The sequence below is a fragment of the Azospirillum tabaci genome (genome assembly GCF_014596085.1).
Lineage (GTDB): Bacteria > Pseudomonadota > Alphaproteobacteria > Azospirillales > Azospirillaceae > Azospirillum > Azospirillum tabaci.
The window spans coordinates 55,785-75,030 of record NZ_JACCJY010000032.1 but is presented as its reverse complement, the minus strand read 5'-3'; the positions used below and the strand labels follow the sequence as shown (position 1 = coordinate 75,030).

Annotated in this window: 18 protein-coding genes; 11 read left to right on the top strand and 7 right to left on the bottom strand. The window is 68.3% G+C overall.

What is annotated here, in order from left to right:
• The 6 genes from H0B54_RS30330 to H0B54_RS24080 form a co-directional block, all read left to right on the top strand.
• Positions 1 to 93 (top strand): hypothetical protein (locus tag H0B54_RS30330; protein WP_188262419.1); only part of this gene is annotated, 93 nt, incomplete at its 5' end.
• A 223-nt stretch (positions 94 to 316) separates the two neighbouring features.
• Positions 317 to 1,231, top strand: a complete 915-nt coding sequence (ybgF, locus tag H0B54_RS24100) for a tol-pal system protein YbgF (RefSeq protein WP_188262418.1) — start codon at positions 317 to 319, stop codon at positions 1,229 to 1,231.
• A gap of 8 nt (positions 1,232 to 1,239) precedes the next feature.
• Positions 1,240 to 2,586 (top strand): tRNA lysidine(34) synthetase TilS, encoded by a 1,347-nt coding sequence (tilS, locus tag H0B54_RS24095; protein ID WP_188262417.1) that lies wholly within the window; start codon positions 1,240 to 1,242, stop codon positions 2,584 to 2,586.
• Positions 2,587 to 2,670: 84 nt separating this feature from the next.
• Positions 2,671 to 4,608: an ATP-dependent zinc metalloprotease FtsH gene (ftsH, locus tag H0B54_RS24090; RefSeq protein ID WP_014240204.1), complete on the top strand. Its 1,938-nt coding sequence runs from the start codon at positions 2,671 to 2,673 to the stop codon at positions 4,606 to 4,608.
• 158 nt (positions 4,609 to 4,766) lie between these two features.
• Entirely contained in the window at positions 4,767 to 5,558 is a 792-nt protein-coding gene (locus tag H0B54_RS24085) for a rhomboid family intramembrane serine protease (protein WP_246472735.1), read from the top strand.
• A 107-nt stretch (positions 5,559 to 5,665) separates the two neighbouring features.
• Positions 5,666 to 5,890 (top strand): DUF2061 domain-containing protein, encoded by a 225-nt coding sequence (locus H0B54_RS24080; protein WP_188262416.1) that lies wholly within the window; start codon positions 5,666 to 5,668, stop codon positions 5,888 to 5,890.
• Between the two features lie 173 nt (positions 5,891 to 6,063).
• Here the strand turns inward: H0B54_RS24080 and H0B54_RS24075 are convergent, their stop codons facing one another.
• Positions 6,064 to 6,594: a peroxiredoxin gene (locus tag H0B54_RS24075; RefSeq protein WP_188262415.1), complete on the bottom strand. Its 531-nt coding sequence runs from the start codon at positions 6,592 to 6,594 to the stop codon at positions 6,064 to 6,066.
• A gap of 121 nt (positions 6,595 to 6,715) precedes the next feature.
• Positions 6,716 to 8,242 (bottom strand): histidine ammonia-lyase, encoded by a 1,527-nt coding sequence (gene hutH, locus H0B54_RS24070; protein WP_188262414.1) that lies wholly within the window; start codon positions 8,240 to 8,242, stop codon positions 6,716 to 6,718.
• Between the two features lie 198 nt (positions 8,243 to 8,440).
• On the opposite strand from hutH, the gene H0B54_RS24065 reads away from it, so the two are divergent.
• Together H0B54_RS24065 and H0B54_RS24060 are read left to right on the top strand one after the other, a co-directional pair.
• Positions 8,441 to 10,189: a type I secretion system permease/ATPase gene (locus H0B54_RS24065; protein WP_188262413.1), complete on the top strand. Its 1,749-nt coding sequence runs from the start codon at positions 8,441 to 8,443 to the stop codon at positions 10,187 to 10,189.
• A gap of 70 nt (positions 10,190 to 10,259) precedes the next feature.
• Positions 10,260 to 11,621 carry an HlyD family type I secretion periplasmic adaptor subunit gene (locus tag H0B54_RS24060; protein ID WP_188262412.1) on the top strand — a complete coding sequence of 454 codons (1,362 nt, stop codon included), beginning with the start codon at positions 10,260 to 10,262 and terminating at the stop codon, positions 11,619 to 11,621.
• A 120-nt stretch (positions 11,622 to 11,741) separates the two neighbouring features.
• Here the strand turns inward: H0B54_RS24060 and H0B54_RS24055 are convergent, their stop codons facing one another.
• On the bottom strand, positions 11,742 to 12,248 hold the full coding sequence (locus H0B54_RS24055; protein ID WP_188262411.1) for a response regulator: 507 nt from the start codon (positions 12,246 to 12,248) through the stop codon (positions 11,742 to 11,744).
• 159 nt (positions 12,249 to 12,407) lie between these two features.
• The gene (locus tag H0B54_RS24050) at positions 12,408 to 13,127 is read right to left on the bottom strand and encodes a hypothetical protein (RefSeq protein ID WP_188262410.1); all 720 of its coding nucleotides are present in this window, start codon (positions 13,125 to 13,127) and stop codon (positions 12,408 to 12,410) included.
• Positions 13,128 to 13,338: 211 nt separating this feature from the next.
• On the opposite strand from H0B54_RS24050, the gene H0B54_RS24045 reads away from it, so the two are divergent.
• Positions 13,339 to 14,823: a hypothetical protein gene (locus tag H0B54_RS24045; protein WP_188262409.1), complete on the top strand. Its 1,485-nt coding sequence runs from the start codon at positions 13,339 to 13,341 to the stop codon at positions 14,821 to 14,823.
• A gap of 73 nt (positions 14,824 to 14,896) precedes the next feature.
• On the opposite strand, the gene H0B54_RS24040 is transcribed toward H0B54_RS24045, so the two are convergent.
• Positions 14,897 to 15,676 (bottom strand): alpha/beta fold hydrolase, encoded by a 780-nt coding sequence (locus tag H0B54_RS24040; RefSeq protein WP_188262408.1) that lies wholly within the window; start codon positions 15,674 to 15,676, stop codon positions 14,897 to 14,899.
• Positions 15,677 to 15,848: 172 nt separating this feature from the next.
• Here H0B54_RS24040 and murJ point away from each other — a divergent pair, with 172 nt between their 5' ends.
• Complete coding sequence (gene murJ, locus H0B54_RS24035; protein WP_188262407.1) at positions 15,849 to 17,399, top strand: murein biosynthesis integral membrane protein MurJ; 1,551 nt, start codon at positions 15,849 to 15,851, stop codon at positions 17,397 to 17,399.
• Positions 17,400 to 17,402: 3 nt separating this feature from the next.
• On the opposite strand, the gene H0B54_RS24030 is transcribed toward murJ, so the two are convergent.
• Positions 17,403 to 18,245, bottom strand: a complete 843-nt coding sequence (locus tag H0B54_RS24030) for a sulfurtransferase (RefSeq protein WP_188262406.1) — start codon at positions 18,243 to 18,245, stop codon at positions 17,403 to 17,405.
• 195 nt (positions 18,246 to 18,440) lie between these two features.
• Here H0B54_RS24030 and fliN point away from each other — a divergent pair, with 195 nt between their 5' ends.
• Positions 18,441 to 18,743, top strand: a complete 303-nt coding sequence (gene fliN / locus H0B54_RS24025) for a flagellar motor switch protein FliN (protein ID WP_149470655.1) — start codon at positions 18,441 to 18,443, stop codon at positions 18,741 to 18,743.
• Positions 18,744 to 18,850: 107 nt separating this feature from the next.
• On the opposite strand, the gene H0B54_RS24020 is transcribed toward fliN, so the two are convergent.
• On the bottom strand, positions 18,851 to 19,132 hold the full coding sequence (locus tag H0B54_RS24020; RefSeq protein WP_343069023.1) for a DUF2312 domain-containing protein: 282 nt from the start codon (positions 19,130 to 19,132) through the stop codon (positions 18,851 to 18,853).
• Positions 19,133 to 19,246 lie beyond the last annotated feature (114 nt).

Sequence of the window (19,246 nt, the reverse complement as noted above, 5' to 3'; positions counted from 1 at the left end):
GACCGGCTGGCCAAGTACAACCAGCTGATCCGCATCGAGGAGATGCTCGGCACCGCCGCCCGCTTCGCCGGCCGCGGCATCCTCAAGGCGTAAGACGCTCTTAGGAGTCTCCTTTGAGAAGGGCCCCTTTCCGGAATGCCGGGAAGGGGCTTTTTTCTGTGTTCTCTTCCGGGTGCGCGCCCGGTGCGCGGGAGATTTCCAAATCACCACCGTGCAAGGGGCGCGCGCTTCTGGTAAACAGCCGCCATAGTTTCGCCCGCTTGGGCCGGCACCCTCTTAACGACGGCTTTTCCCGCCCGGACAGGACCCTCGACGCATGACCAAGACCACTTCTTTCGCCGCCCTGCTGCTCGGCGGCCTGCTGTGCAGCGGTTCCGTCTTCGCCCAGACGGCTTCGTTGCAGGACCGTCTGGACCGGCTGGAGTCGGGGGTGGAGGCGCTGGGCGGGCGTGTCGAGGTGGCGCAGGCCTATCCGGGCAATTCCTACACGCGGGGGCAGACGGCCGAGATCCAGCCCTCGCTCGCCGCGGATTTCGAGGTGCGGCTGCAGAAGCTGGAGCGCGCCCTGTCGGAGCTGACCGGGCGCTATGAAGAGGCGACCTATCAGATCTCGCAGATGAAGGACCGGCTGGAGCGGGTCAACAGCGACATCGACTTCCGCCTCAAGGAGCTGGAGAGCAAGGGTGGCGGGGCGGCCAGCGATCCGTTTGGCGCCCCGGCCAAGCCCAGCGCGGCGGCTCCGGCGGCCGCCAGCGCCGCCAAGGCGCCCGAGAAGGCCCCCGAAAAGACGACTGACAAGCCGGCGGAGAAGCAGACCGCCGCCCTGGCGCCGTTGCCCGCCAACTCGACCCCGGAGAAGCAGTACGAGCACGCCTTCGAGCTGCTGCGCCAGTCCGACTACGACAAGGCGGAAAAGGCCTTCAGCGACTTCCTGGCCAAGAACAAGGGTCATCAGCTCGCCGGCAACGCCCAGTACTGGCTGGGTGAAACTTACTACGTCCGCAACAAGTTCCAGGACGCCGCGGTGGCCTTCGCCGAAGGCGTGCAGAAGTATCCGAAGAACAACAAGGCGGCGGACAATCTGCTGAAGCTTGGCATGTCGCTGCAGCAGCTCAATCAGAAGAAGGACGCCTGCACGGCCTACAACCAGCTGATCTCCAAGTTTCCGGAGGCGTCGGCCAGCGTGAAGCGCCGCGCCGACACCGAGCGCCGCCGCCTGAACTGCGCCTGACGGGTGCGGTGAACGCGTCCGACCCGGCCGGGCCGATTTCCACGGGTGAGTTCGCCGCCCGCTTGGACCGGCTGGGCGGCTTCGAGACGCGGCCGCGCGTGGCTGTGGGTGTGTCCGGCGGGGCGGACAGCCTCGGGCTGGTTCTGCTCGCTCAAAGTTGGGCGGCGGAGCGGGGCGGGGATGTCCTCGCGCTGATCGTCGATCATGGCCTGCGCGCGGAATCCGCGGCGGAGGCCGCTCGGGTGGGCGGCTGGCTCCAGGCCCGCGGCATCGCCCACGCCGTTCTGCGCTGGGATGGCGAGAAGCCGGCGACCGGCATCCAGGAGGCGGCCCGCGCCGCGCGCCACCGTCTGCTGGCCGAGCGCTGCCGGGAGGAGGGCGTCCTTCATCTGGCGCTCGCTCATCATCGCGACGATCAGGCGGAGACGGTGCTGCTGCGTTTCGCCCGCGGCTCCGGAATCGACGGGCTGGCTGGCATGGCGCCGGTGCGCGCGGCAGGTGCGGTGCGGGTGATCCGGCCCCTGCTGGACCTGCCCCACGAACGGCTGGTGGCGACCTGCCGCGCCTTCGGCCAGGAATGGATCGAGGACCCATCCAACCGCAACCCACGCTTCGCCCGCGCCCGCCTGCGCGCGGCGGGGGAGGCGCTGGCCGCCGAGGGGTTGGACCCGCCGCGTCTCGCCGACCTCGCCCGCCGGGCGGCGCGTGCCCGCAACGCGCTGGAAGCGGGGACCTCCGCCCTGTTGGCCGGAGCCGCCGAGGTTCATCCCGAGGGCTGGCTGCGCTTGAACCCGAAGCCTTTGCTGGAGGCGCCGGAGGAGCTTGGCCTGCGCGCGCTGGTCCGCTGCATCGCCGCGACGGGGGGCTCCGCCTATCCGCCGAAGGACGAGGCGGCGGAACGCCTGTTCGCCGACATCGCGGGCGGCGGCTTCCGGGGACGCACGCTTGGGGGCTGCCGCATCGTGCCGCGGCGGGGGCATTTGGTGATCGCGCGGGAACCGGTTGGGGTCGCCGAACGGCTGGACCTTACCCCGGGAGGGGAGGTCTGGTGGGATCGCCGATTCGTTGTTCGGCTGGCGGCGGGGGCGGGCGGTGCGGTCATCGTGGGAAAATTGGGGCGGGAAGGGTGGCGAATGCTGCGGTCCGCAAGCCCGGATTCGAGCCGCATCGGCCTGCCCGAACCGGTCCGCGAGACGCTGCCGGCGCTCTGGGACGGAAATGGGCTGGCGGCGGTGCCGCATCTGGGTTTTTCGCGGCCCGGATCCCCCCTTTCGGCGGTCGCTTTGCACGCGCCCGGCATGGTGTTGGCCGGCCCAGCTTTTCCGGTTGTTTCGGACCGTGTCGGCATTATTTAATCTGGGAACGTGCCCGTAAGCCCGGGAGGGGTGGCTCCGCATCAGCCTACCTTTCCGCGCAGGGTTCGCAGAAAGGCTTTTGACGTGAACAATTTCGGCAAGAATCTCGCGCTCTGGATCATCATAGGGCTGCTGTTGGTGGCCCTGTTCAACCTCTTCCAGAGCTCCTCCACGCGCAGCCCGCAGACGACGGTTCCGTTCAGCGAGCTTCTCGCCGAAGTGGACCGCGGCCAAGTGGCCGACGTCACCATCAAAGGAAACCAGGTCTCCGGCCACTTCACCGACGGCCGGTCCTTCAGCACCTACGTCCCGCCCGAAGCCGGGCTGGTCGAGCGGCTGACGCAGAAGAACGTGCGCATCAGCGCCGTTCCGGACGACAGCAACGTGCCGTCGCTGTTCTCCGTGCTGCTGTCCTGGTTCCCGATGCTGCTGCTGATCGGCGTCTGGATCTTCTTCATGCGTCAGATGCAGTCGGGCGGCGGCAAGGCCATGGGCTTTGGCAAGTCCCGCGCGCGCCTGCTGACGGAGAAGGTCGGCCGGGTCACCTTCGACGACGTCGCCGGCATCGACGAGGCCAAGCAGGAGCTGGCGGAAATCGTCGAGTTCCTGAAGGACCCGCAGAAGTTCCAGCGTCTGGGCGGCAAGATCCCGAAGGGCGTGCTGCTCGTCGGTCCGCCGGGCACCGGTAAGACCCTGACCGCGCGCGCCGTGGCGGGTGAGGCCAATGTGCCCTTCTTCACCATCTCCGGCTCCGACTTCGTCGAGATGTTCGTGGGCGTCGGCGCTAGCCGCGTCCGCGACATGTTCGAGCAGGGCAAGAAGAACGCCCCCTGCATCATCTTCATCGACGAAATCGACGCCGTGGGCCGCCATCGTGGCGCCGGCCTGGGCGGCGGCAACGACGAGCGCGAGCAGACCCTGAACCAGCTGCTGGTCGAGATGGACGGCTTCGAGGCGAACGAGGGCGTCATCCTCATCGCCGCGACCAACCGTCCGGACGTGCTCGACCCCGCGCTGCTGCGTCCGGGCCGCTTCGATCGTCAGGTCGTCGTGCCGAACCCGGACGTGCTGGGCCGCGAGAAGATCCTCAAGGTCCATATGCGCAAGGTGCCGCTGTCCCCGGACGTCGACGCCAAGGTCATCGCGCGCGGCACCCCGGGCTTCTCGGGCGCCGACCTCGCCAACCTCGTCAACGAGGCTGCGCTTCTCGCCGCCCGCATCGGCAAGCGCGTCGTCGGCATGGCCGAGTTCGAGGCCGCCAAGGACAAGGTCATGATGGGCGCGGAGCGCCGCTCCATGGTTATGACCGAGGACGAGAAGAAGCTGACCGCCTACCACGAGGCCGGTCACGCCATCGTCGCCATCCACCAGCCGGACAGCGATCCGGTGCACAAGGCCACCATCATCCCGCGCGGCCGCGCCCTGGGCATGGTGATGCGCCTGCCGGAAGGCGACCGCATCTCGCTGTCCCAGGCCAAGCTGCACGCCGACCTGCGCGTCGCCATGGGCGGCCGCATCGCGGAAGAGCTGATCTTCGGCAAGGACCGCGTGACCACGGGCGCGTCGGGCGACATCAAGATGGCGACCGACATGTCGCGCCGCATGGTCACCGAATGGGGCATGAGCGACAAGCTGGGCCCGCTGCTCTATGGCGAACCGACGCAGGAGGTCTTCCTCGGCCACTCCGTCACCCAGCACAAGAACATGTCCGACGCCACGGCCCGCACGGTGGACGAGGAAATCCGCCGGATCGTCGACGAGGCGTACGGCGAGGCCCGCCGGATCCTGACGGAGAACATCGACCAGCTTCACACCATCGCCAAGGGCCTGCTGGAGTATGAGACCCTGAGCGGTGAGGACATCGCCCGCCTGCTGCGTGGCGAGCCGCTGATCCGCAACGACGAGCGGGAAGGCTTCTCTCCGGCCCCGCCGAAGCAGCCGACCCCGACCTCGGGCCGCCGCCCGTCGGTGCCGACCACCAAGGAGAGCGGCGGGATGGACCCGGAGCCCCAGGGCACTTGATCCACACCGCAGCTTTCGTCAGCGAAACCGGCGCTCCGCAAGGGGCGCCGGTTTTTCTTTGCCGCCTTCCGGCTGTACGCGTCCCCCGTACGTCTTGGCGGAACCAAGGGGCGGGACCATGGTATCGAACAAGGCCGACCCAACCGAAAGCGCCGCCGATGCTGTTCCTGCCCATCTACGACGACAACCCGACGCGGCGGACGCCGGTCGTCACCATGGCGCTGATCGCGCTGTGCGTGATGGTGTTTCTGTGGCAGCTCTCGCTGGGCGCGCGGGGCGGAAACCTCGCGGTCTATTCCTTCGGCCTCGTTCCGGCGGTGCTGTTCGGCTACGCCGAGTTGCCGGAGCCGTTGCGGGTCGTTCCGCCCTGGATGTCGGTCATCACCTCCATGTTCATGCATGGTGGCTTCCTGCACATTGCCGGCAACATGCTGTACCTGTGGATCTTCGGCAACAACGTCGAGGACAGCATGGGGCGGGGGCGCTTCGTGGTCTTCTACCTGCTGTGCGGTACGGCGGCGGCGATGGCCCAGAGCTTCGCAGCCCCGACCTCCGAGGTCCCAATGGTGGGGGCAAGCGGGGCCATCGGCGGGGTGCTCGGCGCTTATCTGGTGCTGCACCCGCGGGCGAATGTCGGCGTCTTCTTCTGGTTCATCATCATCGTGCGCGTCATCAGCGTCCCGGCGGTGCTGGTGCTGGGCTTCTGGTTCGTCGGACAGATCCTGAGCGGGGTCACCACCCCGACCTCCGATGACAGCGGCGGGGTGGCCTTCTGGGCGCATGTCGGCGGGTTCGTCATGGGGGCCGCGCTGATCCCCGTCTTCAAGCGGCCCGAGGTGCGGTTGCTGGAGCCGCCGCACAGCCGCCCCTTCGAGGTCGTTCCGCCCGGTACCCGGCTGCGCCGAGGCAGCGTGCCGGAAGCCGGCGACCGCCGCCGTCCCTTTCGATAAACGATAGGGAAAAACTATTAATGTGGTTGAATCGTTCGATTGGACCTTTTGCCGCTCGGCACGCATGCTGAGGCTGAGCAATAACGGCGGCGTTCGGGAGTTCCACGATGACCAAGACCTTCAGCTTCGCCTGCATCCACTTCACGGTGGCCTTCACGGTCGGCTATCTGATGACCGGCAGCATCGCGGTGGGCGGCGCGCTGGCGCTGGTGGAGCCGCTGTGCAACACGGTGGCCTATCACCTGCACGAGAGGGCCTGGGCGGCCCATGAACGCCGCAAGGCGCAGGTGGCCGAGGTGGCGCCGGCGGAAGGGACTGCCGTTCCGGCCTGAAGGGATAAATTCACATCCCCTCTCCCCTCCGGGGAGAGGGTTAGGGTGAGGGGGTTGCGCTTGTGCCGGACGTACCGCTGTGCGCACCCCCCTCGGCCCTTCGGGCCACTCTCTGCTCGGAGAGGAGAGGGTTGGAAGGCAGCCTATGAAAGTGCTGAATGTGTGCAAAGGACTCAGCGCGAACGCAGGTAGGCCAGCACCGCTTCCGGAGCGGATTCGCCGTAGGGATCGCCACCCTCTCCGGTGTCGTTGATGCCCGGCTCCTCGAACAGCTTCTCGATCACGCCGTCGGTCACCACCATGGCGTAGCGCCAGCTCCGCATGCCGAAGCCGACATGGTCCTTGTTGATCAGCATGCCCATGCGGCGGGTGAAGTGGCCCGAGCCGTCGGGCATCAGCTTGACGTTCTTCACGCCGAGATGCTTGCCCCACTGGAACATCACGAAGGCGTCGTTGACGCTCAGGCAATAGACCTCGTCGATGCCCAGATCGCGGAATTCCGGATAGAGCGCGTCGTAGGTCGGCACCTGCTGGTTGGAGCAGGTCGGGGTGAAGGCGCCCGGAAGGGAAAAGACGACGACACGCTTGCCGGCGAACAGCTCGTCGCTGTTGACGTCCTGCCAGCGGAACGGATTGGGGCCGCCGACGCTTTCGTCGCGCACGCGGGTCTTGAACACGACCGAGGGGACTTTGCGTCCTTCCATGATGGTCTCCGGATCGAAGTGAAGCGGTTGGTGTGGGATGGCCTGAAGCTTAGCCCTTCAACGGATTGACGAAAACCGGCCGGGGCCGCCTGCGCGGTCTTGTCTCAGCTGGCTTCGTGTATCAGGGCAGAAGCGCCTCCGCGAAGGGGCGGAAGGCACCCTCCGTCACCAACCGTTTCGCCGCCGCGATGTCCGGGGCCATCGCGCGATCCTCCGTCCACATCGCCACGTGGGCGCGCAGCAGCGTGCGCGCGCGCTCCAGCGCGGGGGAGGAGGCCAGCGGCGCCCTCAGGTCCACCCCCTGGGCCGCGGCCAGCAACTCCACGGCGACGATTCCCGCCAGATTGTCGGCCATGTCCGTCAGGCGGCGGGCGGCGTGGGTCGCCATGCTCACATGGTCCTCCTGGTTGGCGGAGGTGGGCAGGCTGTCCACGCTGGCCGGATGGGCCATCTGCTTGTTCTCGCTGGCCAGCGCCGCCGCGGTGACCTGGGCGATCATGAAGCCGCTGTTCAGCCCGCCATCGGCCACCAGGAAGGGCGGCAGGCCCGACAGGTGGGTGTCCATCAGCAGCGCGATCCGCCGTTCCGACAGCGTCCCCGTCTCGGCGATGGACAGGGCCAGCACGTCGGCGGCCATCGCCACCGGCTCTGCGTGGAAGTTGCCGCCCGACAGGATGTCGCCGCTGTCCGGAAAGACCAGCGGGTTGTCGGAAACCGCGTTGGCCTCGCGCTCCAGCACGCCCGCGGCGAAGCGCAGATGGTCGAGCACCGCGCCCATCACCTGCGGCTGGCAGCGCAGGCTGTAGGGGTCCTGCACCGTCTCGTGCCCCTCACGGTGAGAGTCGCGGATGCCGCTGCCCTGGAGGAGAGAGCGGTAAAGGGCGGCGACGTCGCGCTGGCCCGGTTGGCCGCGCAGGTCGTGGATGCGCGCGTCGAACGGGCCGTCGCTTCCCAAGGCGGCATCGACGCTGAGCGCGCCGGCGACCAGGGCGGCGGCGAATCCGTCCTCGGCGGCGACCAGCCCGGCCAGCCCCAGCGCGGTCGAGACCTGCGTGCCGTTCAGCAACGCCAGTCCCTCCTTGGCCTCCAACGCCAGCGGCGCCAGCCCGGCGCGGGCCAGCGCTTCGGCGGCGGGCAACCGCTCGCCGTCCACGTCGGCCTCGCCTTCGCCGATCAGGACGCCGGTCAGGTGGGCCAGCGGCGCCAGATCGCCGGACGCCCCCACCGACCCCTTGGCCGGCACCACCGGCAGGACGCCGCGGTTGTGGAGCGCCAGCAGCGCCTCGATCACCGCCATGCGCACGCCGGAATGGCCGCGCGCCAGCGCGTTGACCTTCAGCGCCAGGATCAGCCGGACGACGCCGTGCGGCAGGTCCGGCCCGGTGCCGGCGCTGTGCGACAGGACCAGCCGCCGCTGCAACTCCCGTACCTGATCCGGGGGGATGCGCTTCTTTGCCAGCAGGCCGAAGCCGGTGTTGACGCCATAGACCGCGCGCTCCCCGCCCGCGGCTTCCGCCACCGTGCGGGCCGAGGCCTCAATGGCGGCGCGGCAGCCGGGCGCCAGGGCCAGAACGGGCGGATCGCGCAGGATGCGGCGCAGATCGGGCAGGGCCAGATGGCCGGGTTCGATGGTCAGCGTGTCGGTCATGCGGCGTTCCTTGAGACAGGACGAAGCGGGCAATCCTTCACATGAGGCGCCGTTGGCGCCTGCGCAAAGGGGGTGGTTTTCGGTGGCATTCCTGTGATGTCCCTCAATCTTCAGATTTCATTTACCAAAAACGCGCCAACTGACCTCGCCTGCATCCAGTGGGCACTGCCGCAAACGGTGACAATTGGAGGGCTGTAAATGCCTCGTCTGTTTTCTCGCGGGTCTGAAAAGACCAATAAAGATGCTAAAAAAGATAAGGCTCACGGGGGACATTATTTCACCCGGGTACTCGTTGGTGCATTTGTCTTCAGCGCCACCATCAATCTTCTGATGTTGGCGATGCCACTTTATTCTCTTCAGGTGTTTAGCCGAGCCATTCCGTCCGGCAACATCGATACGCTGGTCATGCTGACGGTCATCGTCGTGATGGCCCTGACGCTGAGCGCCGCCATGGAAACGGTGCGGGCGCGCATCCTGGCCCGCGCGGGCAACGCGCTGGAGGTCACCTGGCGCCGCCGGCTGACCGCCGATGTGCTGGACGCCTCGGGCCGCGGCCGTCCGGACACCGCCCCGGTCAGTGACCTCATGGAGGTCAAGGGCGCGATGAGCCGCCCGTCGCTGCCGGCCCTGATGGACCTGCCCTGGGTGCCCCTGTACGTCATCGGCATCTACCTGATCCACCCGCTGCTCGCCGTGATCCTGGTCGCCGCGATGGTCATCATGACGGCGCTGGGCTTCCTGAGCAACTGGGCGGTCCGCCACTTCGCCGAGGACAGCAAGGCCCCGGCCAGCCGCTCGCAGCGCCTGTTCGACTCCTTGCTGTCGCGGTCGGAGACGGTGCGCGGCCTGCGTATGGGGCCGAGCGCGCTGGACGCCGTGGCCCGTGACGCCATGACCACCTCCGCCCTCCAGGGCCGCTCGACCGAGCGCGCCGCCGCCATCGGCGCCTTCACCAAGTGGGTCCGCATGGTCATCCAGATCGCGGTGACCGGCGTCGGCGCCCTGCTGGTGATCGAGCAGCACCTGTCCTTCGGCGGCATGATCGCCACCTCCATGCTGGTCGGCCGCGCCCTCGCCCCGGTGGAGCAGAGCGCCGGCGCCTGGGGTCAGATCCAAAAGTCCTATCAGGCATTCCGTCGCCTGTTCCCGCTGCTGAAGCGCCTGTCCCTGGAGCCGGAGCGTCCGATCATCCCGGTGGAGCGCGACCGTCTGACCGTCGAGAACCTGCTGTTCGTCTCCCCCCGCGACCAGAAGCCGATCCTGCGCAGCGTCACGCTGGCGGTCGAGCCGGGCCAGACGGTGTGCATCGCCGGTCCCAACCGCTCCGGCAAGTCGGTCCTGGCCCGTCTGCTGGCCGGTGTGGCGATGCCGTCGGCGGGCACCGTGCGGCTGGGCGGTCTGGCCGTCGCCTCGCTGAACCCGGAAACCCCGGAGCAGGGCATCGGCTACATGGCGCAGGGCGCCGATCTGTTGCCCGGCACCATCGCCGAGAACATCGCCCGCTTCACCGAGACGACGCGGGAGAAGGTCGAGGACGCCGCCAAGCGCGCCGGCATCCACGCCTGGGTCGAGAGCCTGCCCGGCGGCTATGAGACCGAGGTGACCGACCCGCTGTTCCCGATCACCGGCGCCTCGGCCCGTCTGATCGCCCTGGCCCGCGCCGGCTACGGCCGCCCGTCGCTGATGGTTCTCGACGAGCCGTCGGCCGGCATGGACGAGATCGGCCACAAGGCGGTGCGCGAGTTCATCGTCGAGGCCAAGAACAGCGGCGTCACCACCATCGTGCTGACCCATTCCCCGGCCTTCGTCGACATTTCCGACAAGACCTTCGTTCTGAAGAACGGCATGGCGGTGGAACTGCCGCAACGCCAGCAGGAGCAGCAGGGTCCGAACTGGAGCCGCCTGCGCAACATCGGCCCCGCGCCGGTGCAGAGCGCCGCCGGCTGACGCCGGAACCTCCAGACCAGCACCCCAGCATAAGTTCCGGGCGACTTCAGGCGATTAAGGACCGATTGTTATGACCGACACCACCATGAACACCTACAAGACGAAGACCATGACGTCGATCGGCGCGCTGCGCGCGCTGGTTCCCGACACCCGGGTCAGCGGGCTTCTGGCCGGCGGCTTCATGGTGTTGGCGGTGGGCTTCGGCGGGATGACCGCCTGGGCCGCGCTCGCCCCGCTTCACAGCGCCGTCATGGCCTCCGGCGCGCTCGCCCCGGAGACCGGCCGCAAGATCGTGAAGCACACCGAGACCGCCCAGATCGAGGAGATCCTCGTCAAGGAAGGCGACACGGTGAAGGCCGGTCAGGTCCTGATGCGGCTGGACAGCACGGAGGCGGCGACCCGGCTTCAGGTGCTCAGCACCTCCTGGCTGGAGACCCAGGCGCTGGAAGCGCGCCTGACCGCCGAGCTGTTCGAGCAGCCCGCCATCGAGTGGCCGGAGGAACTGCTGCGCCGTCGCGGCACCGACCGCACGGTGGAGAAGCTGATGGGCAACCAGGAAACCCTCTTCCAGGTCCGCCGCAACCAGCTCGACACCGAGGCCAAGCTGACCAAGGAGCGCGTCGCCACGCTGCGCGAGGAGGGCAAGAGCCTTCAGGAGCAGCGCAAGTTCCTGGCACGCGAGATCCAGCTCATCGAGGATGATCTGCAGATCACCCAGGGGCTGCTGTCCCGCGGCAACGCCACTCGCACCAAGCTGGTCGAGCAGCAGAAGGAGGAGGCGCAGCTCAAGGGCCGCGACCGCGAGCTTGAGGCCCGCATCGCCCAGGCCAACCAGGCCGCCGTGGACGCCGAGGGCGACCTTCTGCGCCGCCGCAACGACTTCCGCGAGAAAGTGCTGGTCGATCTGGAGAAGTCCCGCGGCGACGTCATCCGCCTCGCCGAGCAGATCCGCGACGCCGCCAACCGGCTGGAGACCCGCGCGATCAAGGCTCCGGACGCCGGCACCGTGGTGATGCACAGCCATTGGGCCGCCGGCGGCACGATCACCGCCAACGAGCCGATCCTGGACATCATCCCGGACGACCGCGCCCTGCTGGCCGAGGTGAAGGTCCAGCCGAAGGACATCAAGTCGCTGACCGTCGATCTGCCGGTGAAGGTGCAGCTGACCGCCTATGACAGCCGCGTCGTCGGCTCGCTGGACGGCACGGTGACCTACGTCTCGGCCGACCGCGTGATGGACCCGATCACCCGTCAAGAATCCTACATCGCGCGGATCAAGCTCAAGGACAGCGACTCCCATCAGGTTCACAACCTGACGATCAAGCCCGGTATGCCGGTGGAGGCGCGAATCCTGCTGTCCGCCCGCACCCCGCTCGACTATCTGGTGCAGCCGCTGTCGCACTCCTACGTGAAGGCTTTCATTCAGGAGTAAGTGGCCAGGAGCAAGTGGCCAGGAGCAAGTGGCGTCACGCTCCACAGGGGAGCGGAACAAGGAAAGGGCGGCTTCCCACGGGGGAGGCCGCCCTTCCTTGTTTGGCGAAGCGGAATGGTATCAGCCGCGCGGGCCGTGCAGACGCCGCGCCGCGAGGTCCAGCGCCAGTTTCAGCTGGGCGAGCGAATAGGGCTTGTTGACCACGCCGAGCGGGTAGGTTTCGGTGATGCGGGCCATGATCGCATGGTTCGCGTAGCCGGACAGGAAGATGGAGCGGATGCCGTAGTTGGCGCGCAGGCGCCGCGCCGCCTCGATTCCGTCGCCGCCGGCCAGCCGCACGTCCATCAGCGCCACGTCGGGACGCTCGCGCCCGGCGATGGCCACCGCCTCCTCCTCCGTGCGGGCTGTGCCGCAGACGATATGGCCGAGATCCATGGCGGCCATGCCCACCGCCTCGGCGGCCAAGGCCTCGTCCTCGACGATCAGCAACCGCAGCGGACGGACGGCCGCCGGGGTGTCGCGCCGGGTGGAGTCTCTCCGGTCGGCCTGGACGGCCGGGCCGCAACGGTGCCGCCATTCCAGGCCGGACGCCGGTCGCGCCAGCGTGTCCACATCATCCCGTGCCATGACCACCCCCATGCGTCGCCGCAGGTGTTGTTGGTAAAGATTCATTTACCAAATAAAGTGGTAGCCACACCCATTTCGGAGTTCAAGGAAAATCGGTGTGACGTGGGCGCGTTCGGATGAGGTGCGACCTTCCCGCAACAATATGGCTGAGGCGGAGGATCAGCGTTTGGGCCGGCTCAGCCAGTCCACGTTCCCGCTGCGGGGAGCGGTGCCGTTAACCCCCGAACCGCCCTTGCGCCCGGACAGCGGCGACAGCCAGGAGGGGGCCGGAGCCGCGTCGGGAGCGGGTTCCGGTGCCGCGGGGCGCTGTGGCGCCGGCGCGGGCGAGCGCGGGACGAAGGGCGACAGAACCGGCGCCGGTGGCGGTGGCGTTGAAGGCGCGGGTGGATCATCGCGCAGCGGTTCGGCGGCGAAGGAGGGAGCAGGCTCGTCGGACGGCGGCGGCGCGTAAGTCTGCGGGGCCGTCTGTGGCGCGGGGGGCGGCATCGCCGGAACGGCGGCGGACGGCTGTGTGCGCGGTTCGGCGACGGCCCGCGTGGGGCGGTCGTCATCGTCCACCGGGCCGGTCTGGGTGTTGATGCGCCGGGCTTCGTCGCGGATGGACAGCAGAGTGGAGACGGCGAACTGGAGCAGCGGCGCCATCGTCTCGGAGTTCGCCAACTCCTCCGCCGTCAGGGCGGCGAAGCGCTGGCGCACCTGTTCCACCGCGTCCTCGATGCTGTCGCGCAGGGCCCCGGTGTCCTGGATGACGCGTTCCAGATCCTCCCGAAGGGCCGAAATCTCGCAGGCCTGGCGCAGCTCGTGGAAGCCGATGGGCGTCCCCGGCGTCCGGCCGGAGTCGGCGGTCCGCTGATCCTGCGATCGGAAATCATAGGGCATCTTCGCCAAACGCCGGGCCCTATCCTGCAATCCTGACGGAGACCAAGGAAGGTTGCCGTGTCACAGGTTTAATGCGGTTGAACATGGTTGGAAACCGTTTGCGCACCCCAATCGCTTGTACTATTTTTTCCGCACCGGGGGGAACGGAATCCTGCGGTATCACAAATCCTACCCACCCCTCCCCAGAACCACGCAAAGCCGGGTACACACGGTGTCGATTGATCGCGCGGAACTGGAACGGCTCCTTGCCGATCGTCCGACTGGAAACCGCTCGGCCATGCAGGCCGTCCGCGAAAGCTACGCCGACATCGGCCTGATGCGCGAGCGCGGCCTGTCCTGGGCCGAAATCTCCGATGTGCTGGCGAAGCTGGGCGTCACCGCCCGTGACAACCAGCCGATCTCGCCCGTCACCCTGCGCTCCGCCTTTTTCCTCGTGGGGAACGAAGGGCGCGATGGCGGGGATGAGGCGGACGACGGCGGCACGGTCCCGCGCGAAACGCTGGACGCGGTGCACCGCGCGGCCCTTGCCGCGGGACAGCCGGTGGACGCCGAGGACATGGGCCACAATACGGTGGTCGACCCTGTAACGGCCGAACCCGAAACGGCCGAACCCGAAACGGTTGAGAGCGCCATCGACGGTCCGTCGGAAGCCGCCGTGCCAGAAGCGGAATTTTCACTCGTTCCAGAGACGGAGCCGGCCCCCGTTCCGGAACCGGCCCCCGTTCCGGAACCGGCCTCCGCGGAGCCCGTCGGTCCACCGGACGAGCCCGCTCCGGCTGCGGTTCCGGAACCCCGTCCCACTCAGGCTCCGATTCGCAAGGATCCGGTCCTTAACGTTTCAACACCTCAAGATTCGACAACGAATAGACTCTGGAAAGGCGATCGCATGCTGGGCACCATCTTCGTTCTCAACGACCGCGGTGGCGTCGGCAAGACGCTGCTGTCTCATCACCTGATGGCGACCGCCATGCTCGAAGGCCTTCAGCTCAAGGTCGTCGAATATGAGGTGAACGAGCGCCTGAACCGCCTGTTCGGTCCGGAGGTGGTTGAGCACCGCCGCATCACCCAGGACTTCATGAACATGATGGGGTCGGGCGATGGCTTCTACGAGTTCTGGGACCAGATCGGTCCGGAACTGCAGCGCGGCGGCCGCCTCTACGACTTCGGCGGCAACATCTCCCAGTGGTTCTTCAATTGGGCCGAGGTCTCGGGCTTCGACTACTACGTCGGCGAGGGCGAGCGGCTGACCTTCATGGTGCCGGTTACCGTCGATCTGGCTTCGCTCTCCACCGGCATGAACACGCTGGAGCGCATCGCCACCATCGCGCCGAAGGCCAAGCGCGTCCTGGTCGAGAACGGCTTCTCCGGCCCCTTCTCGCAGCTCGACGACAGCCAGTACGCCCGCCGCAAGGCGGAGATGGTCGAGCGCGAGGGCGTGGAGGTCATCTCCATGGCGCCCTGCACGGCCCCGGCCTGGGCGCGCCTGACCGGCCACCGCATCGACGAGGTGGCGCAGATGACCCGCGAGGATCTGGTGAAGCTGGGCATGACCCCGCCGGTCGCCTCCCGCTCGCTGATCATCATCCACGAGTGGCTGCGCACGATGCGGCAGGCGCTGTCGCCCTACCTGCGCGACGCCTTCAACCAGTCCTCCGGCCCGGCCGCCAAGACCGGCGCCCGCCAGGGCGCGCTCTGACAGGACCGCGCATTGCCAGCATGCGGAAACGGGGGCCTTCGCGGCCCCCGTTTCTTTTTGCCGTCCGGCCGGTTCAGGCGAAGGCTTCGACCAGCGCGGCGAACTCCTGCGGGCGTTCGGCGTGCAACCAGTGCCCGGCGCCCTCGATCATCTCGATGGCGGCCTTGGGGAAGTGGCGGCGGATGGCGGCGTGGGTCTCCGGCACAATGTAGTCGGACCGGGTGCCGCCGATGAACAGGGTGGGGCCGTCGTACCGGGCGTCGCCCAGATCCGGGAAGCCGATCAGGTCGGCCATGCGGGCGCCGATGGCGTCGAGGTTGATCCGCCAGTGAAACGACCCCTGCTCCAGAACGAGATTCTGCAGCAGGAAGGAGCGCAGGGGGGCTTCCGGCACCGCGTCCACAAGCTGCGCCTCGACCTCCGAGCGGCGGGTGCAGCCGTCCAGATTGGCCTGCTTCATCGCCTTCACGAAGGGGGCGTGGGTGTGGGTGTAGGCGACCGGCGCGATGTCGGCGACGGCCAGCCGCTCCACCCGGTCAGGGTGGTTCAGCGCCAGGGTCATCGCCACCTTGCCGCCCATGGAGTGGCCGACCACCGACGCCCGCGCGAAGCCGCGGTCGTCGAGGAAGCGCAGCACGTCCGCGGCCATCGCCGGGTAGGTCATCTCGTCCGACCACGGGGCGCCGCCGTGGTTGCGCAGGTCCAGCGCGTAGACCCGGTGCCGCTCCGCGAAGCGCTTCGCCAGGGTCTGCCAGTTGCGCGCCGACCCGAACAGGCCGTGCAGGACCAGCAGGGGGGTGCCGCCGTTCGCTTCGCCGGCTTCCAGATAGGTGAGGGGAAGACCCTGGGCCATGGACGTTCCGATTGTCTGAAGGTGGGTGGACGGGACAATGGGTGGGTGGCGATCCTAGCAGACCGTTTCCGCCCACCGCCTTCAAATTCCACACGGGCTGGCATGCCGAAAGGCGTGACGCGGACGGGGAAAACGCTAGGATGGCGCCGCCCATCAGAGGACCCGTACCACCGTGCTCCGCAACATCCTGTCCGTCGGCGGGCTGACGCTGGTCAGCCGCGTCCTTGGCTTCCTGCGCGACGTTCTGACCGCAGCGCTGCTCGGCGCCGGGCCGGTGGCCGACGCCTTCTTCGTGGCGTTCCGGTTGCCCAACCATTTCCGCGCCCTGTTCGCCGAGGGAGCCTTCAACTCCGCCTTCGTGCCGCTGTTCTCCGCCAAGCTGGTGCAGGACGGGCAGGCCGCCGCCAAACGCTTCGCCGAGGAGGTGATGAGCCTGCTGCTGGCGGTGCAGCTGCTGTTCCTGGCCGGCATCCTGGCGATCATGCCGCAGTTCATGACCGTCTTCGCACCGGGCTTCTCCGACGAGCCGGAGAAGTTCCGGCTGGCCGTCCTCTTCACCAGCATCACCTTTCCGTACCTGCTGTTCATCTCGCTGGAATCGCTGCTGGCCGGCGTGCTCAACAGCATGGGGCGTTTCGGGGCGGCGGCGGCGGCGCCGATCCTGCTCAACCTGTGCCTGATCGCGGCGATGGTGCTGGCCGCGCCGCTGATGCCCACGGTCGGCCACGCCCTGTCCTGGGGCGTCTTCGCCGCCGGGCTCGCGCAGTTCCTTTATCTCTATTGGGAGGCGAGCCGGGCCGGGATGGGGCTGCGGCTGCCCCTGCCGCGCCTGACACCGGACGTGAAGCGGTTCCTGACCGTGCTGGGGCCGGCGGCGCTGGGGTCCGGCCTGACGCAGATCAACCTGTTCGTCGACACGCTGATCGCCTCGCTGCTGCCCACCGGGGCGGTGTCCTACCTCTACTACGCGGACCGGCTGAACCAGTTGCCGCTGGGTGTCATCGGGATCGCGGTGGGGACCGTTCTGCTTCCGGAAATGGCCCGGCGCATCAAGGGCGGGGACGAGCCGGGCGCGGTGGAGAGCCAGAATCGGGCGGTGGAACTGTCGCTGGTGCTGACCCTGCCGGCCGCGGCGGCCTTTCTGGTCGCCGGCCTGCCCATCGTGTCGGTGCTGTTCCAGCACGGCGCCTTCGGCCCGACCGACGCGGCGCAGTCCGCCGCCACCTTGCAGGCCTACGCGCTGGGCCTGCCGGCCTTCGTGGTGATCCGCAGCCTCGTCAACGGCTTCTACGCCCGGCACGACACGGCGACACCGGTGCGGGTGGCGCTGGCCGCGACGGCGGTCAACGTGGCGCTGAAGCTGGCGCTGATGGGGCCGCTGGCCCAGGTCGGGCTGGCGGTGGCGACCTCCGTCGCCGCCTGGGTCAACGCGGGGCTGCTGGCGTGGCTGCTGACCCGGCGCGGGCTTTTCAAGGCTGACGCCCGGCTCCTGCGCAATCTGCCGCGCATGGCCGTCGCGGCGCTCGCCATGGGCGGCACGCTGTGGTTGGTGCAGACCCAGCTCTCGCCCTGGCTGACCGCCCATGGGCTGTTCGAGCGGCTGGGCGGGCTGGTGCTGCTGGGTCTCGCCGGCCTGCTGGTCTACGCGGCGCTGGCCGTCGCGCTGGGCCTGCTGCGCCGGTCGGACCTCGGGCGGTTCCGCCGGCGTCGCAAGAGCGTCTGATGCCTACGTTGCCGGCCCGTTCTTGACAGGGCGGGCCGGGTCGGCGGTCCACTCCGACATCGACCCGTCATAGAGGCGGACCCCGTCGATCCCCGCCACCTCGCTCAGCGCGAACCAGGACACCGAGGCGAGGTGGCCGGTGTTGCAGAAGGTGATCGTCGCGTCGCCCGTCCCGGCTTGATCCGCTACCGCCTTCACCGCGTCGGCGGGGAGGAATCGCTTCTCGGCGGCGGAATAGAAGGCGCTGTTCTCAATCAGCACCGCCCCCGGCAGCGTGCCGGGAACGCGGGCCTGCGGGCTCTTGGCCTTGCCCTCGAACTGCTCGGCGGAGCGGGAATCCAGAAGCGGGACGGAGCCGCCGGCCACCGCCGCCGCGACCACGGGCAGGGGCGCGCGCAAGTCCTCGCGGGGCGCTGCGGTGAAGACGGCGGCGGGGCGTGTGGTGGCGGTCGTGGCGACGGGATTGCCGGCGTCGCTCCAGGCGGCGAAGCCGCCGTCCAGCACCGACACGCGGTCATGGCCCAGCGTCTTGAAGGTCCAATAGACGCGCGTCGCGTTCCCCATGTCGGCGGCGCTCAGGCCGCTGGAGACCAGCACGACGTGGTCCCCGTTGCCGATTCCCAACCCGCCGATCAGCGCTTCCAGAACGGCGGCGTCGGGCAGCAGGCCCGGAACTCCGCCCACCGTCGCCCGCCAGCCGGCCTTCGCGTAATCGGAATGGATCGAACCGGGGATGAAGCCGCCCGCCGGCGGCGTGCGCACGTCCAGAACCACGAGGTCGGGGCGGTCGAGGGCGCTCTTCAGCCAGGCGCTGTCGACCAGCGGGCGTTGGGAATCGGTCGTCATGGCTCTGCCTTCGCGGCTGGTTTCACATCGGGCAGGCAGGGTATCAACACAAGGCGGCGCAGGAAAACCAAATCTGCGCTGTTGTTTCCCATCCTTGTCGCAGGGCGTCGCGACGGTCGCCGTTGCCCCGGCGCGCCCGGTGCGGTAACTCTAGTCGGTTGAAGGGTCCGGTGACCCGGGGTGAAGGAGGGCCGCATGGCCAACATCGACGATCTGCTGGGCGCCAGTTCGTCCGACGACATGAGCAGCGACGCCTTCGCCATCGGCGACGCGCCGGTCGAGATCAAGGTGGTCATCGGAACCGCCATGCTGCGCGTCCGCGACTTGCTGAAGCTGGGCCGCGGCGCCGTCGTGGAGCTGGACCGGCATCTGAAGGACCCGACCGACGTCTACGTGGAGGGTGTGCTTGTCGCCCGCGGCGAGGTCGTCATCGTGGACGACAAGATCGGCGTCACCCTGACCGACTTCGTGAAATCCAGCCGCGAGTGGAAGCGCTAAGGTTTTGGCGCTTTGATGCGCTTGCGCAATGACATGTTCCGGGAGCGAAACGTCATGTTGCGCTTCCGGAACATTCATGTTGCGGTTTCGCAACGATCCTTAAATCGTCATTCGGCCGGTTCGGGGACCACGATGTCCAGCGGCGTGCCGGTGGCGTGGGCGTAGAGCATCAGGTCGTTCAGCAGCTCGGCCTCCTGCTCGCCGGCGTCCTTGCGGCGGATGGCGACCAGCTTGTCGAGCGCCTTGATGTTGAAGCCGGCGGATTTGACCTCGCTGCGCAGGTCCTTCAGGTCGGCCTTCAGGCTGTCGATCTCGTCCATCAACCGCTCCATGCGGTCGGCGAACTGCTTCAATTGGTCGGCGGCGGTGGTGTTGAAACCGGTCGTCACGACGGAACCATCTCCTTCAGGAACGGGAACCCCCGCCGCCTTCGGCACCCTGCCGGGCCGCGGGGGGAGGCGCTGTTAGCACAGCTCGCGGCGCTTTGTCCGGGGACAACGCGC

Excerpts from the sequence above, each read along its gene's own strand:
- ybgF (WP_188262418.1), top strand. The coding sequence starts at position 317 with ATGACCAAGACCACTTCTTTCGCCGCCCTGCTGCTCGGCGGCCTGCTG.
- H0B54_RS24085 (WP_246472735.1), top strand. The coding sequence starts at position 4,767 with ATGCTGTTCCTGCCCATCTACGACGACAACCCGACGCGGCGGACGCCG.
- H0B54_RS24080 (WP_188262416.1), top strand. The coding sequence starts at position 5,666 with ATGACCAAGACCTTCAGCTTCGCCTGCATCCACTTCACGGTGGCCTTC.
- H0B54_RS24075 (WP_188262415.1), bottom strand. The coding sequence starts at position 6,594 with ATGGAAGGACGCAAAGTCCCCTCGGTCGTGTTCAAGACCCGCGTGCGC.
- hutH (WP_188262414.1), bottom strand. The coding sequence starts at position 8,242 with ATGACCGACACGCTGACCATCGAACCCGGCCATCTGGCCCTGCCCGAT.
- H0B54_RS24065 (WP_188262413.1), top strand. The coding sequence starts at position 8,441 with ATGCCTCGTCTGTTTTCTCGCGGGTCTGAAAAGACCAATAAAGATGCT.
- H0B54_RS24060 (WP_188262412.1), top strand. The coding sequence starts at position 10,260 with ATGACCGACACCACCATGAACACCTACAAGACGAAGACCATGACGTCG.
- H0B54_RS24055 (WP_188262411.1), bottom strand. The coding sequence starts at position 12,248 with ATGGCACGGGATGATGTGGACACGCTGGCGCGACCGGCGTCCGGCCTG.
- H0B54_RS24050 (WP_188262410.1), bottom strand. The coding sequence starts at position 13,127 with ATGCCCTATGATTTCCGATCGCAGGATCAGCGGACCGCCGACTCCGGC.
- H0B54_RS24040 (WP_188262408.1), bottom strand. The coding sequence starts at position 15,676 with ATGGCCCAGGGTCTTCCCCTCACCTATCTGGAAGCCGGCGAAGCGAAC.
- H0B54_RS24030 (WP_188262406.1), bottom strand. The coding sequence starts at position 18,245 with ATGACGACCGATTCCCAACGCCCGCTGGTCGACAGCGCCTGGCTGAAG.
- fliN (WP_149470655.1), top strand. The coding sequence starts at position 18,441 with ATGGCCAACATCGACGATCTGCTGGGCGCCAGTTCGTCCGACGACATG.